This window comes from Haemophilus sp. oral taxon 036, assembly GCF_002998595.1.
Lineage (GTDB): Bacteria > Pseudomonadota > Gammaproteobacteria > Enterobacterales > Pasteurellaceae > Haemophilus > Haemophilus haemolyticus_K.
The window spans coordinates 1,472,161-1,488,400 of record NZ_CP027235.1; the positions used below are offsets into that span (position 1 = coordinate 1,472,161).

Consider the following 16,240-nt stretch of genomic DNA (forward strand, 5'->3'; position numbering starts at 1 on the left):
GATGTCACTAACGAAGTGATATGTCGCATATCGCTTCGTTTTTTTACCTTATGCGAGGTTGTATGAACGCAAAAAAACTTTCCATAATGCATTCTGCTTATTTTTGGATTATTTTATCCTTATTGGCGTTTGCACTTCTGCCTTCCAATGCACTTGATTACGGTTTGTTTGAAAGTACTTCAGATGAATATTTAGATGCAATGGGCTGGGCTTCTTTCAATTTAACTTGGGTTTGGTTCCTGCCTGTTATTGTGTATGGTGCTTTGCCGTTATTGAGATTGCCACAGCAAACCCAAGCAAAAACAGAGCTATTTTTGACCGCACTTTCTGTACTGTTTATGTTTATCAGTGCGACGCTGTACAAAATTAGTATGGGCTATTCTGTGATCGTGTTGCTTGTAGGATATACCGCATTGGCGACGCTTTCATTGGCCAAACTTAAAGTAATGCAAGGGGATAAGTTTATTATCGCTTCTTTACTTTGCATTATTTTGCTTATTTTCTTCTTTATCGTTTATCCAACATTGGCGATTTTCGTTTCAATGTTTTATGACGGTGATACGTTTGCGCCACAACAAGTGATGCGTATTTTAACGCAGAGCTATATTGTTCGCGTGATTACTAATTCTCTTTTCTTATCGGGCTTTGTGGGCGTCGTTTCGACTGTATTTGGTTTAGCCTTTGCGCTTTATACCACGCGTATCGCTCGTAGAACGGCATTTATCGGAAAAATTTTCTCTATTTTGCCAATTGTTACGCCACCATTTGTTGTGGGATTAGGGGTAACTTTGATGCTCGGCCGTTCTGGTTATGTAACCGAATTTTTAAGTACGAATTTTGGTTTCACCAATCATAACTGGCTTTATGGTTTTAATGGGATTGCGATTGCTCAAATTCTCGCATTTGCCCCTATTTCTTTTATGATTTTAGATGGCGCATTAAAATCCGTACATCCTTCTATTGAAGAAGCCTCTTATACGTTACGAGCCAATCGCTATCAAACTTTTTATAACATCATTTTCCCATTGTTACGCCCCGCATTGGCGAACTCATTTTTAATTGTATTTATCCAATCCCTTGCAGATTTTAGTAACCCATTGGTATTGGGTGGTAGCTTTGATGTGATTGCAACACAGATTTATTTCTATATTGCGGGTTCTCAATTAGATTACGCGTCAGCAAGTACCTTAGGTTCAATATTATTAATTTTCTCTCTAGCGATTTTTATCATTCAATACATTTGGATTGGTAACCGCTCTTATGTCACCGTTTCAGGTAAATCTTATCGTGGTGATGTGCAAGATCTTCCAACTGGTTTGAAATATACCATCATTGGTATGCTTGGATTCTGGGTAATCTTTAATATGGCGCTTTATGGAAGTATTTTCTACGGAAGCTTCACGGTAAACTGGGGCGTAGATTACACTTTAACCTTGAAAAACTATGGCATGTTATTCGGGCAAGGATTGAGCGATGGAGCGTGGCCGTCACTAATCAATACCTTAATTTATGCAGGTATTGCCGCACCATTAACCGCATTGTTTGGATTATTGATTGCGTACATTGTGGTGCGTAAAGATTTCCAAGGTAAAAAATCCCTTGAGTTCTTAACCATGCTTTGTTTTGCCGTGCCGGGTACAGTGGCGGGCGTGTCTTACATTTTAGCCTTCAACAATGCACCGCTTTATATTACGGGTACTGGCATTATCGTGATTATTTCAATGGTTATGCGTGACTTACCAATTGGTATGCGAGCAGCGATTGCGGGGTTAGGTCAGCTTGATAAATCTCTTGATGAAGCATCGCTTTCTTTAAAAGGGAGTTCGTGGAAAACCTTATGGTATATCGTCTTGCCATTATTAAAACCCGCATTGCTTTCAGCGCTTGTTACCAGTTTCGTTCGTGCAATGACGACGGTGAGCGCAATTATATTCTTAGTGACAGCAGATACTCGGGTCGCAACAGCTTATATCCTAAATCGCGTTGAAGATGGTGAATACGGTGTTGCTATTGCATACGGTTCAATCCTAATTGTTGTCATGATGGCAATTATTTTATTCTTCGACTGGATTGTAGGTGATACACGTATCTCTCGTTCTAAAGCGAAAAAAATGAATTAACTCGTTAAGTTGTAGGTAAATATTATGAGTAATAATGATTTCTTAGTATTAAAAAATATCACCAAAGCATTTGGTAAAGCTGTCGTCATTGATAATTTAGATTTAACGATCAAACGTGGCACGATGGTGACATTGTTAGGGCCATCAGGTTGCGGCAAAACTACCGTGTTGCGTTTAGTCGCGGGGTTAGAAAATCCAACATCAGGACAAATTTTTATTGATGGAGAAGATGTAACAAAATCATCTATTCAAAATCGAGATATTTGTATTGTTTTCCAATCTTATGCGCTTTTCCCGCATATGAGCATTGGCGATAACGTAGGCTACGGCTTAAAAATGCAAGGCATTGGCAAAGAAGAACGTGCTCAACGTGTAAAAGAAGCATTAGAATTAGTGGACTTAGCAGGATTCGAAGACCGCTTTGTAGATCAAATTTCGGGTGGTCAACAACAACGTGTTGCATTGGCTCGTGCTTTGGTATTGAAACCAAAAGTTCTATTGTTTGATGAACCATTAAGTAATTTGGATGCAAATTTACGTCGTTCAATGCGTGAAAAAATCCGTGAATTGCAACAACGTTTAGGCATTACCTCGCTTTATGTGACACACGACCAAACAGAGGCCTTTGCGGTATCTGATGAAGTTATCGTTATGCATAAAGGTAAAATTATGCAAAAAGCGCCAGCGAAAGAGCTTTATCTCCGACCAAATTCCTTGTTCTTAGCTAACTTTATGGGGGAATCCAGTATTTTCGATGGAAAATTAGAAAATAGCGTGGTGGATATTAATGGCTATCATGTGTCTTTAAAAGATGCTGCACAGTTTAATTTACCCGATGGTGAATGCTTAGTAGGTATTCGCCCAGAAGCAATTTATCTTGCTGCAGAGGGCAGTGATGCTCAGCGTTGCGAGATTAAAAGTGCGGTCTATATGGGCAACCATTGGGAAGTGGTCGCAAATTGGGTTGGAAAGGATTTATTGGTGAATTGTAAGCCAGAAGATTTTAATGCCGATTTAAAACAAGCTTATGTCAATTTATCTGATCACGGTATTTTCTTATTGAAGAAAGAGTAGTACAGCGCATAAAAGTACGGTGAATAATAGCCATACTTTTTTATTATCGTGCGAACTGACTAAGACATAATATGATGAAGTACTTCAGGATATGTTAGTTGAATAAAAATGCGTTCTTACATCGCCTATCCTAACAATCGGATAGGCGAGAGTAAGGATTATTTTGAAAGGAATAAGGCGGCCGCACCACGCACACCACCAGAATCCCCGTGTTTGGCTTTTTTAATCGGCGAAACTTGAGCCGAACGCATAAGGTAGGTTGGTAATGCTTTAGGAAGTGCTTGATAAAGGTAATCAAAATTAGATAACCCACCACCTAACACAATCATGTGTGGATCAAATGCCGTAATGATATTGCCAATAGAAATCGCTGCCAATTCAACAAAAAGATTCACAAAATCTACCGCACTTTCATTGCCGTGATAGAACAAATCAATAATTTCACGAGCAGATAATGTTTTGCCTTTCAAATCTCGATAAAGCATTTCAAAACCGCGACCAGACAGATAATTATCCAAACAAGCTTTATTGCCACAACCACATTGATAAATGGGGGCTTTATCCCATCCCAATAATTTCAAGGCATGATAATTTAGTTGTAAATGACCAAGCTCTCCCGCCATTCCCACTTGACCTGAATGAACTTTACCATTTAAGACAAAGCCACCACCAAAACCAGTTCCAAGAATTAAACCAAGTACAGTCGGATATTGTTGATTTTCCGCATCCCACGCTTCAGATAACGCAAAACAATTTGCATCATTTTCTGCCCGCACTTCACGCCCTAAACGTGCAGACAGATCGCGTAAAATTGGTTTATTATCTGCCACACGAATATTGGTAATTTCGGCTAATCCAGTTTGTTGATTTACAAAACCTGGTATGCCCAAACCTACGGTGCCTATCTCACCAAACTTTTCATCAGCACGATTCACTAAATCCACAATCGTGTTAAGCCATTCTTCATAGTCGGTTTTAGGTGTTGGCACTCGTTCAGAATATAATTTTTCTAATTTTTCATTGAATACGGCAAGCTCTATTTTTGTGCCACCAATATCTAAACCATAATACATAGTCTGCTCCTTTATAAAGAAGTGCGGTTAAAATTAGGAAAAATTTTAACCGCACTTAAATCATGATTTAGTGGCAAAAATTGCCTTTTTCTTTAAAAAAGCAAAAATAATGCTATTAATCAACCATGCCAGCAATGTCGCCACGAATAAATCTATTGGGTAATGCATGCCTAATCGCACGCGACTAATCAACATTAACAAGCCCCACACTGCAATACCCGCCACCAGCAATTTTGCTTTAAAAGAACGGTTACCCAATAATTGGGTAAAGCCAACAGCAAGCATTAGCCAAGTTGCCGCAAAAATCGTATGTCCAGAAGGGAACGAATAACCCGTTTCATTTTCATAATGATGAACTAACCAAGCTGGCGTGATAGCATCCATCGAATAAAAATTCTTAGCTATTTCTGCACGCAAAGTGCGGTCATTTTTATAAAAGTTTTCAGGCGTTGAATGAGTTTGCTCAGCTAGATAAACGGTGAACGGACGAGGCTCTTCAAACAATGCTTTTGCCCCCGTTTTTGCGGCTTGAGTGGCAATAACTGAAATCCCCATCACAATTACGCCTAATATCCATTGTTTTGGATTTTTGAATAAAAACGCAAACAAAAGCGCAAATAACACACAGGTGATCAATGCATAAGGTACACTTCCTGTTTCAGTGAGTAAATAAAGCCAATAATCAGCTTCAGTTAATTGGCTATTGCCATGCCACTGATAGGAAATACCCCAGATAAAAAATGGTACAAGACAAAGTAATAACGTATATAATGACAGCCTTTTGAACATGCTCGCCCCTTGAGAATAAAAAATAACGCGCGCATTTTAGCAGAAATGATGACGAATAAGGATCACTTTATGGCAAAAATTCAGTTAGTTACGCAAGCCAATTTACCCACTGAATACGGTCTTTTCAGAATGGTGGGGTTTGAATTTCCAGATACTAAAAAAGAGCACATAGCCTTAGTGATGGGCGATATTTCTAATGCGGATGAACCTGTATTAGCGCGCATCCATTCTGAATGTTTAACTGGCGATGCACTCCATAGCTTAAAATGCGATTGTGGTTTCCAACTAGCGACAGCATTGAAACAAATTCAAGAAGAGGGTCGCGGTGTCTTAATTTATCATCGTGAAGAAGGTCGCGGAATTGGTTTGATTAATAAAATCCGCGCTTATTCTTTACAAGATAAAGGAATGGATACGATTGAAGCCAATCTTGCTTTAGGTTTCAAAGCAGATGAACGTAACTTCGAAGTCTGTGCCGATATGTTCGAATTACTTGGGGTAAAAAAAGTTCGCTTGATGACCAACAACCCAGAAAAAGTAGAAACCATGAAAAAAGCAGGTATCAACGTGGTTGAACGAGTTCCTCTTAATGTGGGCGAAAACCGCTACAACACAAAATATCTTGATACAAAAGCGAAAAAAATGGGGCATTACATTGTGCATAACAATGATGAACAACATTTAATGAGCTGTCCACATTGCCAAGAAGAGATTATTTAATAAAATAATACATGTAAAAAAAGCCATACTGTTATATTGAACAGTGTGGCTTTTTTATTTAAACTTTATGTCATGGAATAATCAAAAGATTTTTTAGCATATTGCTAAAAACGAGAAACCCCGTCTCGTATTCCAAAGATCGGGGCTTATCAGGAGTAAGTAAAATGAAAAAAAACGCTCTTTTTCATTTTCTTGATTATCTGTTGTTTAGTTAGCTGTTCTGGTACAGTTATCTAAGATAATCGCTACGGGGACGATGTCGGAGTTGTCCCCAATGCTTCCAATCTTAAAGAATTCTTTCCTTGATTGCAAGCGTGATTACTAATTTTTAACCTTTCGCCATAAATCTTTACTATAAATGGTTCCAACAGAATTTACTTGCGCGCCCATTATACTTGGCGCGAGATAAACGGGCGTACTATATTGAAAAATGGGTAACACTAAATATTCTTGTTGAACTATCCCTTTTAATTTCGCGTAATTTTCTAACCGCATTTTTTCGGATGTCGTCGTCATTGCTCTTTCAAATAAACGATCAAATTCTGCATTTTTATAGCCATTTTTGTTATCAGGGCTTTTTGAATAGAACAAATTTAAGAAAGCGACGGGATCATTAAAATCAGCACACCAGCCAGAACGAATTAATTGAAAATCCCCTTTTGTGCGAGCTGTTTGCAATTCTTGCCAACCCATCCCTTGATTTTCAACTCGTAATAAATCTGATTGAGATAATTGGTGATTTAATCGCGTTGCAATAGTTTGATTCAGAGACGAATCATCATAACGAATGCGTAATTTTAATGGGTGAGTTTCACTAATTTGGTTTTGAGAAAAAAGCTGTTCTGCAACAACGGGCTCCCAAACAGATTCTTGCTCACCGAGCATAGATTTAGGTAAAAAAGTATTACTTGGATGAAGATGAGCAATATCTGCAACCAAATTTTTCGTAGAAATCATCGAAGCTATCGCTTTTCTTACCGCACTTTTTTGTAATATAGGATCGGCAAGATTAAATTCATAGAAGTAAGTACAAAGCTGCGGATAATCTTGGATATTCTGATCAGTTTTTTTCGGATTCAATACCACATCAAAATCAGATAAATCTGCATCTGCTGCAATTTTTTGATACTTCACTTGCTGAAATATCACTTTTTCTTTTGCCCAATAATAAGGATTGGCAGTTAAAACGTACTGATTTTCAGCCTGACTTTGTAATTGATAAGCACCATTGCTGATAAACGTTTCAGTCGATTTCGTATAGCGAGGCAAAAGGCTGACGTGCGCCAGCATAGAAGGTAAATATGGTGATGCTTTATCTAATTCAATGCGTAAAGTGCGGTCATTTTCGGCAAATAATCCAAGCGATTTCACAGCTTGTGTTTTTTCCAATACTGCCTTCGCATTTTTCACATTCATGAAAGCCAAATAATTTTTAAGTGGGCTTTCAGATTGAGAAAGTGCTTGCCAAGATTGCACAAAATCAGATGCGGTTACGGCTTCACCATTTGACCATTTGGCATTTTCACGCAAAGTAAAAATCCACGTTTTATTATCTTTAGTTTGCCAGCTTTCTGCTACGGCAGGAACAAGATTACCTTGCACATCATAAGCCGTTAAGCCTTCAAAAAGATCGCGTAATAATTGGGTTTGTTCTTCGTTTTTTGCTTGCCAAGGTTGCAAAGTCAAATCGCCATAAACGCCACGTTTTAATTCAACACGGTTAGATTCCAATTGAGGATTTTTCGGTGCCTCAACTTGTGGCGAAACAGGCTTGGGATTATCCAATTTATCACAAGCCACCACCGTAAAAATAATGGAAAAAATAACCGCACTTCGCTGGCACAAAGTTAGAAAATTATTCATTCTCGGTTTTAACCCAAAATAAAAAGAACCAAAATTTAATACAAATCAATGCCGCAATAACGCTACGCCCCATTACGCTTGGCGTGAAATAAAAACCAATAAGCAACATAGTGGTCGCAAAACTCAAAATGCAAATTTTAGTATTTTTCTTTAATGTACGATTTTCATTAAAAGACTTAAGATGTTTTTGATAAATACTTGTGCCTAAAAACCATTGTTCTAAGCGTTTTGAACCTTTTGCAAAGAAAAATAAAGTAAGTAATAAAAAAGGCGTGGTCGGTAAAATAGGAAGGAAAATTCCAATGATGCCAAGTGCAAGAGAAAGAAAACCTAAAACAATGTAAATAAACTTCATAATGTTCCTAATAAAAAGAAAATGCGAACCATTATTGCTGATTTTTTAGATTTTTCAACCTTGATATTATAGAATTTGCCGTCACATAAAAAGTAGTTTTCAAAAAAGGAACATTTATGTCTATGTCAAATCCATTACTTAACATTCAAGGCTTACCGCCATTTTCACAAATCAAGCCAGAACATATTCAACCGGCTATTGAAAAATTAATTCAAGATTGTCGCGATACGATAGAACAAGTGTTAAAACAACCGCACTTTACTTGGGAAAATTTCATTTTACCTTTAACGGAAACCAATGATCGCTTAAATCGTGCTTGGTCACCCGTTTCTCATCTCAATTCAGTAAAAAATAGTGCTGAATTACGTGAAGCCTATCAAGCGTGCTTGCCTTTACTTTCTGAATACAGCACTTGGGTTGGTCAGCATAAAGGGCTTTATAATGCCTATTTAGCGTTAAAAAACAGTGCTGAATTTGCGGACTATTCTATTGCGCAAAAGAAAGCCATTGAAAATGCACTGCGTGATTTTGAACTTTCAGGTATCGGGCTTTCCGAAGAAAAACAACAACGCTACGGTGAAATTGTCGCGCGCTTATCGGAATTAAATTCACAATTTAGCAATAACGTATTAGATGCCACAATGGGTTGGGAAAAACTCATTGAAAACGAAGCTGAACTTGTAGGCTTACCAGAATCCGCACTGCAAGCAGCACAACAATCTGCCGAAAGTAAAGGATTAAAAGGTTATCGTTTTACATTAGAAATCCCAAGTTATTTACCTGTAATGACTTACTGTGAAAATCGTGCATTGCGTGAAGAAATGTACCGTGCTTATGCAACACGCGCCTCTGAACAAGGTCCTAACGCAGGCAAATGGGACAACAGTAAAGTGATGGAAGAAATTCTTACGTTACGCGTGGAATTGGCAAAATTACTCGGTTTTCATACTTACACCGAACTTTCACTTGCTACCAAAATGGCAGAAAATCCACAACAAGTGCTTGATTTCTTAGATCATCTTGCCGAACGTGCCAAACCACAAGGCGAAAAAGAGTTACAAGAATTGAAAGATTACTGCGAAAAAGAATTTGGTGTCACTGAACTTGCACCTTGGGATATTGGTTTTTACAGCGAAAAACAAAAACAACATTTATACGCCATTAATGATGAAGAACTTCGCCCATATTTCCCTGAAAATCGCGTAATTTCGGGACTTTTTGAATTGATTAAACGCATTTTCAATATTCGTGCAGTTGAACGCAAAGGCGTGGATACTTGGCATAAAGATGTGCGCTTCTTTGATTTAATTGATGAAAACGATCAACTCCGTGGCAGTTTCTATCTTGATTTATATGCACGCGAACACAAACGTGGTGGTGCGTGGATGGATGATTGTATTGGGCGCAAACGTAAACTGGATGGCAGCATTCAAACCCCAGTGGCGTATTTAACTTGCAACTTCAACGCACCGATAGGGAATAAGCCAGCGTTATTTACGCACGATGAAGTTACCACGCTATTCCACGAATTTGGTCACGGCATTCATCATATGCTTACGCAAATTGATGTCTCCGATGTCGCGGGTATTAACGGTGTGCCTTGGGATGCTGTAGAATTACCAAGTCAATTTATGGAAAACTGGTGCTGGGAAGAAGAGGCATTAGCGTTTATTTCAGGACATTACGAAACAGGCGAGCCGTTGCCAAAAGAAAAACTCACGCAATTGTTAAAAGCGAAAAATTTCCAAGCCGCGATGTTTATTTTACGTCAGCTTGAATTTGGTATTTTTGATTTCCGTTTACATCACACCTTTGATGTGGAAAAAACCAATCAAATTTTGGATACACTTAAATCAGTGAAATCACAAGTTGCCGTCATAAAAGGCGTGGATTGGGCAAGAACCCCTCACAGTTTCAGCCATATTTTTGCTGGGGGCTACGCTGCAGGTTATTACAGCTATTTATGGGCTGAAGTCTTATCGGCTGATGCTTATTCACGCTTTGAAGAAGAAGGTATTTTCAACCCAATCACCGGCAAATCATTCTTAGATGAAATTCTCACCCGTGGCGGCTCAGAAGAACCAATGGAACTCTTCAAACGCTTCCGAGGCCGAGAACCGCAATTAGATGCCTTGTTAAGACATAAAGGCATAGCCAATCATTAATCATTAGGCGGACTTAAGTCCGCCTTTTTGTTCCACTTATTTTTATTTGCTATAAAAATAATCAATATTGTTTAAATATTTTACAGTCTTTTTTATTTAATTTACGTGCTTAATCATGTTGGTAATGCCAGTTAGAAAAAGGGATTTTATGCTGAATTGTGATTGCCGATGGAACAGCGGAATGTAAATGTAATGTAAAGAATTGTAAATTTACTTTATTCCCTTAAAAAAAACACTATAATTCACGCGTCTTTAGATTAATCAGGAATAATGTATGGTTATTTGGTTATCTAAAGAACTTTTAGAACCATATTTAACCATCATCGATTTAACTATTTTAGGATAAAACAAATGAATCGAATTTATAAAACTATCTGGAATGCTGCTACTCAATCATGGACTGTGGCAGGAGAATTAGCATCTGCAAAAGGCAAAAGTGCATCAAAAACAGTTTCAACATTAGCCGCACTTTCTGTGGCATCTGTATTAGGCGTATCAAGTGCAATGGCAGCAGATAATGCAGTGCCAAAATTAACATCTGTCGAACAGACTCCTGCTACTAATATTGTTACTAAAGATGGAAAAACGATTATTATAATTAATAACGATAGTACAAATGGAGTTACGACTGAAACAAATAGTAAGGATGGTATTCCTAAACATATTATTGTAGTTGGTTCACAAAATAAGCAAGTTTATGATGGGCAAATTTTAATTGGTTATGAAATCAATAGCCCAGCTGAAGTTTATGGTAAAAATGGGAAATCAGCAGGTAAAGCAGGGGACGTTGCTATCGGTCATCACATTACCTTAGGTGGTTCTGATGGTACAACTGCTGGTGATACAGCTAAAAATGTTCAAGATTCATTTAGTACTGCGGTAGGTTATGGTTCTCAGGCTGTAGGCCCTGTTGTAGCAATGGGGGTTGGTGCTCGTTCAGATATGCGAGCATACCAAGGTTGGGATTCAGTTAAAGAAGGTATTGTTGCAGTCGGACCTTTCGCTTTGGCCGCAGATAATAAAAATGGCACTACTGCTATAGGTGCACTTTCGGCTGCAAACTATGATAATTCTGTTGCTATAGGTGCACTTTCTGGCGCAGCAGCGGATTGGGAAGATCGCGGTATTGGTGAACAATTTAATCCTGGAATTGATCAAGCAGGTAAAGATAAAGCTAAATATCAAATTTTAGAAAGTTATGGTCCAAGTAATGTCCGTCAAGGTCTCACTTCGGTTGGTTATAAAGCTGGTGCGCGTGGTGGTGCTTCAACAGCTTTAGGTTTTGAAGCCGTAACTGGTGCTGCAAACATGACGGTAGGTCAAAACTCAACGGCTGTCGGTGTACGTGCACACGCTGTAAAAGATAACTCCCTTGCGATAGGTGATAATGCGCTTGCAGGTGGTTTAACTAAGGCTGAAGCCGATCAACTGCAAAAGAAAAATGATGGTGAAATTGCTCGTTTACAAGCATTGTGGGAGAGAGCTAAAGACGTATTAGATAAGGCTCAAGATCGTCTAAAAGATGATGGCTCTGCTGAAAATAAATTCAAAGTAGCTTCTGCGACAGCTACATTGGAAAGAATCAATCTAGCAATCGAACGAGCGAAGAAAGATGCAACTCGTCTTTCCAATAAAGATAGTAATACTCAATTTTCTATAGCGATTGGTTCTAGCGCTCATGCTAACAACTATCAAACAACGGCAATTGGTCGCTTAGCAAAAGCTTACGGAGCAGGTTCAAATGCTGTTGGTTATGAGGCTAGAGCTGAAGGTGATCGCTCAAATGCTATAGGTTATAAAACAATTGTTGGTAAAACATTCGGTAACACACGTACAGACAGCACTGCTATCGGTACAAATAATATTGTAGATACCAAAGAAGTGATGGTTTTAGGTAACAATGTTGAAATTGATAATAACGGTAAAACACGTAACGGAGCAGTAGTATTAGGTCATAATAGTACAGGTAAAGAACATACTGTTAAAGCTGTGAATTCAGCAACAGTTGGTAAAACTACTTACTCAGGGTTTAAGGGTAATTTAGGTGGTGAAGATAAAGATGGTAAACCTGCTGATGCCGCTGGAGATAAACAAGGTCGCTTTGTTTCTATTGGTAAAAAAGGTGAGGAACGTCAAATCAAACACGTTGCAGCTGGTTGGATTGATGCAGACTCAACCGATGCAATCAATGGTTCGCAGCTTTATGGTATGACATCTGCGCTTGACACTCGTGTGACTAAAAATGAGGACGATATTAAAAATCTTGATGGTCGTGTAACTAAAAATGAAGGTGATATTGCAAATATTAATACTAAGTTAGGTGATATCAATACAAACGTCACGGCTCTTGGCAACCGTGCATGGACTATCTCTGATGGTAAAAATGAAAACCCAATTAAAGATGATAAAGTCACATTTAAAGGTGAAAATGGTGTAACAGTAAGCTTAGGTAAAGATAACACTGTAACTATTAAAGGTGGTTTAACTGATGCCGATAAGCAAAATATTGCAAATGATATCAGCAATAATATTGAGAATGTATTGAATAATAAGGATGTTGGTTTTGCAATTAAACAAAATGGCAAAAACACCTTAGATGCTAACGGCAATCCATTAACCAAAACAGAAAAAGTCACCCCGAAAGATACCGTTAACTTCAAAAATGGTAACGGCACAACGGTGAAAGCGGTAACGAAAAAAGGTGCAACACCAACTGCATCTGATGAAACCTCAATTTCTGTTGATGTAGATGGCATTAAATTCACGGATAAAAATGGTAACAATGTTGTTCGTGATGATAATGGCAATTACGTAAAAGCGGATGCTAACGGCAACCCAACAGGCGAAAAAGTGGATAACAAAGATGTTATAATGAACATTAATAACCCTGCTGGTGGAAATACTGTGATCAATAACCTTCAAGTAAATGGCGGTAAAGTTGAAGCAGGATCGAAAGATGCAGTAAATGGTGATCAATTACATAAAGTTGCTCAGCAAGTAAATAAAAATACTCAAGCAATCGATCATATTAACAATCGTTTAGGTGATATTGATGGTAAAATGGGTAAATTGAACAACAAAATTGATGGTGTGGATAAACGCGCAAGCCGTGGTATCGCGACTGCTGGTGCAATGGGTATGTTACCGCAGCCACATATTTCAGGTCGTTCAATGGTTTCTGCGGCAACGACAAGCTATCGTGGTCAGCAATCTTTAGCGGTGGGTTATTCTCGCTTATCTGATAATGGTAAACACATTATCAAATTCAGCGGTGCATCTAACCTTTCTGGTAAAAAAGATGCGATGGTTGGTGCCGCATACGGATACCAATGGTAATCTAATAACAATAATAAATCTCTAAAGTAAGTGAAGCGCCCGGCAAATGCTGGGCGCTTTTTTATCTACAATATGTTAAAGAAATGATGGTTCATGATAAAATCTGGGAATAAGGTTTAGATGAAACTTGGAGTAATATAAATGAGCAAAATTCTAGCCGTGAAAGCCGCCAAAGCGAGCGTGCTCACATTATCTGATGGTAAACAAATTACAACGGCTATTCGTAAACATTCGGTATCGCACATTCGGGTTGAACGTTTGGGCCCTGTTGGGGATGAAGTGGCGAACATTAAACATCATGGTGGGGTTGATAAAGCTATTTTTTTCAATGGACAAAAAAGTTTAGAAAAACTGACCGCACTTTTGGCTTTGTCGTATGATTATTTACAAGATTCACGTTTTGGCGAAAATTTTGTGGTGTCTGATTTGGATGAAAATAATGTTTGTATTGGCGATCAGTTTCGTATTGGCGAAGCGTTAATTGAAGTTTGCCAACCCCGCAAGCCGTGTAATACGTTATCTCAAAATACGAATGTACCAGAAACACGAAAAGTGGTGGTAGAAATGGGGTTGGTGGGATGGTATGCGCGTGTATTAGAGGCAGGTGAAATTCATCAAGATGATGAACTGGTCTTGGTTAAACGTCCTTATCCAGCATTAACTGTGATGGCAGTGCATGAACTGCTTTCAAAACCAGCCAATACTTTAAATAAAGCCTTTTTAGAACAAACCTTACAGTGTGATGTGTTAGCGGAGGGTTATAAAACCACTTTGCGTAAGCAAGCAGATAGACTGGCTCAAGATTCTTCACTAAGTGCCTTTTTTAATACACCTGAATTTTAATGAGGGTAGAAAGTCAGGCAAAGTTTAAATCTATGCTATAATTTTTCCATCATTCAATTTTCAATAAAGGATAAATCATGAAAAAATGGTTGTTAGTGGTCGCTGCTGCATTAGTTGTTTCAGCTTGTGCGAATAAAGATGTGTATTTTAATGGGGCGGAAGGTTCGCATTCTGGAATCAAATTTGATAAAAATACACGTCATTGGGGAATGAACCCATAAAGCGCGGTAGGTTTTAGCCCTATTTTCATTCATAAAAAAGCGCTGGTTTCCCAGCGCTTATTTTTATTTGCATTTATTATTTATATTGAACCGCAATATCGCTTTCGCTGACGCTATCACCATAAACTGGCAATAATGTTTTTTCATAGGCTTGTTTTAATACGCCTTCTTTAGAAAGTTTCACAATTTCAGTATTTAACCAATTGAGTAAATCTGGCGCATCTTTGCGTACTGCAGGGGCAATAACATCTTGATCGCCAAAACTTTTTACGCCTACTGTGTAGCCTGGGTTTTGTTTTGCCCAAGCAAATAAGAAGGTGTTGTCATTAGAAAGTGCATCACCACGTCCGTCACGTAATGCTTCAAAGGTTTCAGTATTTTGTTCAAATTTAAGTAATTTGATGTTGGGATAATTTTTGGTAAAGAAAATATCCGCGGTAGTCCCTTTATCCACAATCAGGGTTTTATCTTTTAATTGTTCAAGGTTTGTGATGACTTCACCATTTTTAGACACCACGCCAAGTGCAACTTTCATATAAGGGTTAGCAAAATCGACCACTTCTTTACGTGCTGCGGTGACAGTAAAATTCGCTAGAATAATATCTACTTTCTTGGAAAGTAAATATTCAGCGCGGTTTGCCGCATCTACAAGCACAAATTCCACTTTATTTTCATCGCCTAATAGATCCTTCGTAATCGCTTTACCGATTTCCACATCAAAACCTTGGCTTTTTCCTTGGGTATCTACATAGCCAAATGGCGGTTTATCACTGAATACGCCAATGCGTACTTTGCCTGCTTGTTTGATTTGTTCAATTGCAGAAGCTTGTTTCGTTTCTTTGACCTGTTCTTTATCGTTACAGGCCGATAATCCAAAAGCAAGTGCTGCCGTGGCAAAAAGTGCGGTTAATTTTTTAAATGTTTTCTTCATAGTTTGTCCCTCTTGGTTCATAGTTTAAGATGTTTAAGAATGTTTTCGCCCGATCCGTGGTCGGATTCGTGAAGAAATCTTCAGGCTTGGCTTGTTCGATAATTTGACCTTTATCCATAAATACAATGCGATGTGCGACTTGACGTGCAAAATTCATTTCATGTGTCACAATCAACATTGTCATGCCATCTTTGGCTAGACCTAAAATAACATCGAGTACTTCGCGTACCATTTCTGGATCCAATGCAGCGGTCACTTCATCAAATAGAATAATTTCAGGATTCATACATAGGGTACGCACAATGGCTATGCGTTGCTTTTGCCCACCTGAAAGCTCGCGTGGATAGGCATTTTTACGCTCATATAATCCCACTCGTTTGAGTAATTCATCTGCTTGTTTTTCTGCTTCAGCACGATCGCGTTTTTGTACTTTTAATGGTCCAAGTAGAATGTTGTCGATCACCGATAAATGAGCAAATAATTCATAACTTTGAAACACCATACCAATACGTTGGCGCGCTTTTACCCAACTGATGTCTTTGCCAAGTAGGCCTGCATTTTGCAGTAATAATTGACCACTCTTTATTGGTTCTAAGCCATTTAGTGTGCGTAAAAAAGTGCTTTTCCCACAGCCAGATGGCCCTAAAATTACGACAACTTCCCCTTTTTCGACAGAAAGACTTATTCCTTTTAATGCTTCTACATCGCCATAATTTTTAACAAGATTTTTGATTTCTAATAATGCCATTT

13 protein-coding genes are annotated in these 16,240 nt (G+C 38.4%); 7 read left to right on the top strand and 6 right to left on the bottom strand.

Going from position 1 to position 16,240, the window contains the following annotated elements:
• The first annotated feature begins 62 nt into the window (after positions 1-62).
• Both C3V42_RS07205 and fbpC read left to right on the top strand, forming a co-directional pair.
• Entirely contained in the window at positions 63-2,120 is a 2,058-nt protein-coding gene (locus C3V42_RS07205; protein ID WP_164994231.1) for an iron ABC transporter permease, read from the top strand.
• A gap of 24 nt (positions 2,121-2,144) precedes the next feature.
• Positions 2,145-3,194 (top strand): ferric ABC transporter ATP-binding protein, encoded by a 1,050-nt coding sequence (gene fbpC / locus C3V42_RS07210; protein ID WP_106014112.1) that lies wholly within the window; start codon positions 2,145-2,147, stop codon positions 3,192-3,194.
• A 158-nt stretch (positions 3,195-3,352) separates the two neighbouring features.
• On the opposite strand, the gene nagK is transcribed toward fbpC, so the two are convergent.
• A complete protein-coding gene (nagK, locus tag C3V42_RS07215) occupies positions 3,353-4,267 on the bottom strand; it encodes an N-acetylglucosamine kinase (protein WP_106014113.1) in 915 nt (304 codons plus the stop codon).
• Between the two features lie 60 nt (positions 4,268-4,327).
• Entirely contained in the window at positions 4,328-5,056 is a 729-nt protein-coding gene (locus C3V42_RS07220) for a phosphatase PAP2 family protein (RefSeq protein WP_106014114.1), read from the bottom strand.
• A gap of 69 nt (positions 5,057-5,125) precedes the next feature.
• Here C3V42_RS07220 and ribA point away from each other — a divergent pair, with 69 nt between their 5' ends.
• A complete protein-coding gene (gene ribA, locus C3V42_RS07225; RefSeq protein ID WP_048953783.1) occupies positions 5,126-5,776 on the top strand; it encodes a GTP cyclohydrolase II in 651 nt (216 codons plus the stop codon).
• 321 nt (positions 5,777-6,097) lie between these two features.
• Here ribA and C3V42_RS07230 read toward each other — a convergent pair whose 3' ends face one another.
• A complete protein-coding gene (locus C3V42_RS07230) occupies positions 6,098-7,639 on the bottom strand; it encodes a peptide ABC transporter substrate-binding protein (protein ID WP_106014115.1) in 1,542 nt (513 codons plus the stop codon).
• Positions 7,632-7,994, bottom strand: a complete 363-nt coding sequence (locus C3V42_RS07235; RefSeq protein ID WP_009500077.1) for a YbaN family protein — start codon at positions 7,992-7,994, stop codon at positions 7,632-7,634. The genes C3V42_RS07230 and C3V42_RS07235 overlap by 8 nt, the downstream gene beginning before the upstream one ends.
• Positions 7,995-8,116: 122 nt before the next feature.
• On the opposite strand from C3V42_RS07235, the gene prlC reads away from it, so the two are divergent.
• The 4 genes from prlC to C3V42_RS07255 all read left to right on the top strand — a co-directional run bounded on the left by prlC (position 8,117) and on the right by C3V42_RS07255 (position 14,559).
• Entirely contained in the window at positions 8,117-10,159 is a 2,043-nt protein-coding gene (gene prlC / locus C3V42_RS07240) for an oligopeptidase A (RefSeq protein WP_106014325.1), read from the top strand.
• Positions 10,160-10,510: 351 nt separating this feature from the next.
• Entirely contained in the window at positions 10,511-13,495 is a 2,985-nt protein-coding gene (locus tag C3V42_RS07245; RefSeq protein WP_106014116.1) for an ESPR-type extended signal peptide-containing protein, read from the top strand.
• Between the two features lie 141 nt (positions 13,496-13,636).
• A complete protein-coding gene (locus C3V42_RS07250; RefSeq protein WP_065265260.1) occupies positions 13,637-14,338 on the top strand; it encodes an MOSC domain-containing protein in 702 nt (233 codons plus the stop codon).
• A 77-nt stretch (positions 14,339-14,415) separates the two neighbouring features.
• On the top strand, positions 14,416-14,559 hold the full coding sequence (locus tag C3V42_RS07255; RefSeq protein ID WP_048953769.1) for a hypothetical protein: 144 nt from the start codon (positions 14,416-14,418) through the stop codon (positions 14,557-14,559).
• A gap of 76 nt (positions 14,560-14,635) precedes the next feature.
• Here C3V42_RS07255 and C3V42_RS07260 read toward each other — a convergent pair whose 3' ends face one another.
• Complete coding sequence (locus C3V42_RS07260) at positions 14,636-15,490, bottom strand: cysteine ABC transporter substrate-binding protein (RefSeq protein ID WP_065265259.1); 855 nt, start codon at positions 15,488-15,490, stop codon at positions 14,636-14,638.
• Entirely contained in the window at positions 15,474-16,238 is a 765-nt protein-coding gene (locus C3V42_RS07265; RefSeq protein WP_065265258.1) for an amino acid ABC transporter ATP-binding protein, read from the bottom strand. Before C3V42_RS07265 ends, C3V42_RS07260 begins: the two co-directional genes overlap by 17 nt.
• Between the last annotated feature and the right edge of the window lie 2 nt (positions 16,239-16,240).

Coding starts and splice junctions, on each gene's coding strand:
- C3V42_RS07220 (WP_106014114.1), bottom strand. CDS start 5,056: ATGTTCAAAAGGCTGTCATTATATACGTTATTACTTTGTCTTGTACCA.
- prlC (WP_106014325.1), top strand. CDS start 8,117: ATGTCAAATCCATTACTTAACATTCAAGGCTTACCGCCATTTTCACAA.
- fbpC (WP_106014112.1), top strand. CDS start 2,145: ATGAGTAATAATGATTTCTTAGTATTAAAAAATATCACCAAAGCATTT.
- ribA (WP_048953783.1), top strand. CDS start 5,126: ATGGCAAAAATTCAGTTAGTTACGCAAGCCAATTTACCCACTGAATAC.
- C3V42_RS07245 (WP_106014116.1), top strand. CDS start 10,511: ATGAATCGAATTTATAAAACTATCTGGAATGCTGCTACTCAATCATGG.
- C3V42_RS07230 (WP_106014115.1), bottom strand. CDS start 7,639: ATGAATAATTTTCTAACTTTGTGCCAGCGAAGTGCGGTTATTTTTTCC.
- C3V42_RS07235 (WP_009500077.1), bottom strand. CDS start 7,994: ATGAAGTTTATTTACATTGTTTTAGGTTTTCTTTCTCTTGCACTTGGC.
- C3V42_RS07260 (WP_065265259.1), bottom strand. CDS start 15,490: ATGAAGAAAACATTTAAAAAATTAACCGCACTTTTTGCCACGGCAGCA.
- C3V42_RS07265 (WP_065265258.1), bottom strand. CDS start 16,238: ATGGCATTATTAGAAATCAAAAATCTTGTTAAAAATTATGGCGATGTA.
- C3V42_RS07205 (WP_164994231.1), top strand. CDS start 63: ATGAACGCAAAAAAACTTTCCATAATGCATTCTGCTTATTTTTGGATT.
- nagK (WP_106014113.1), bottom strand. CDS start 4,267: ATGTATTATGGTTTAGATATTGGTGGCACAAAAATAGAGCTTGCCGTA.
- C3V42_RS07250 (WP_065265260.1), top strand. CDS start 13,637: ATGAGCAAAATTCTAGCCGTGAAAGCCGCCAAAGCGAGCGTGCTCACA.
- C3V42_RS07255 (WP_048953769.1), top strand. CDS start 14,416: ATGAAAAAATGGTTGTTAGTGGTCGCTGCTGCATTAGTTGTTTCAGCT.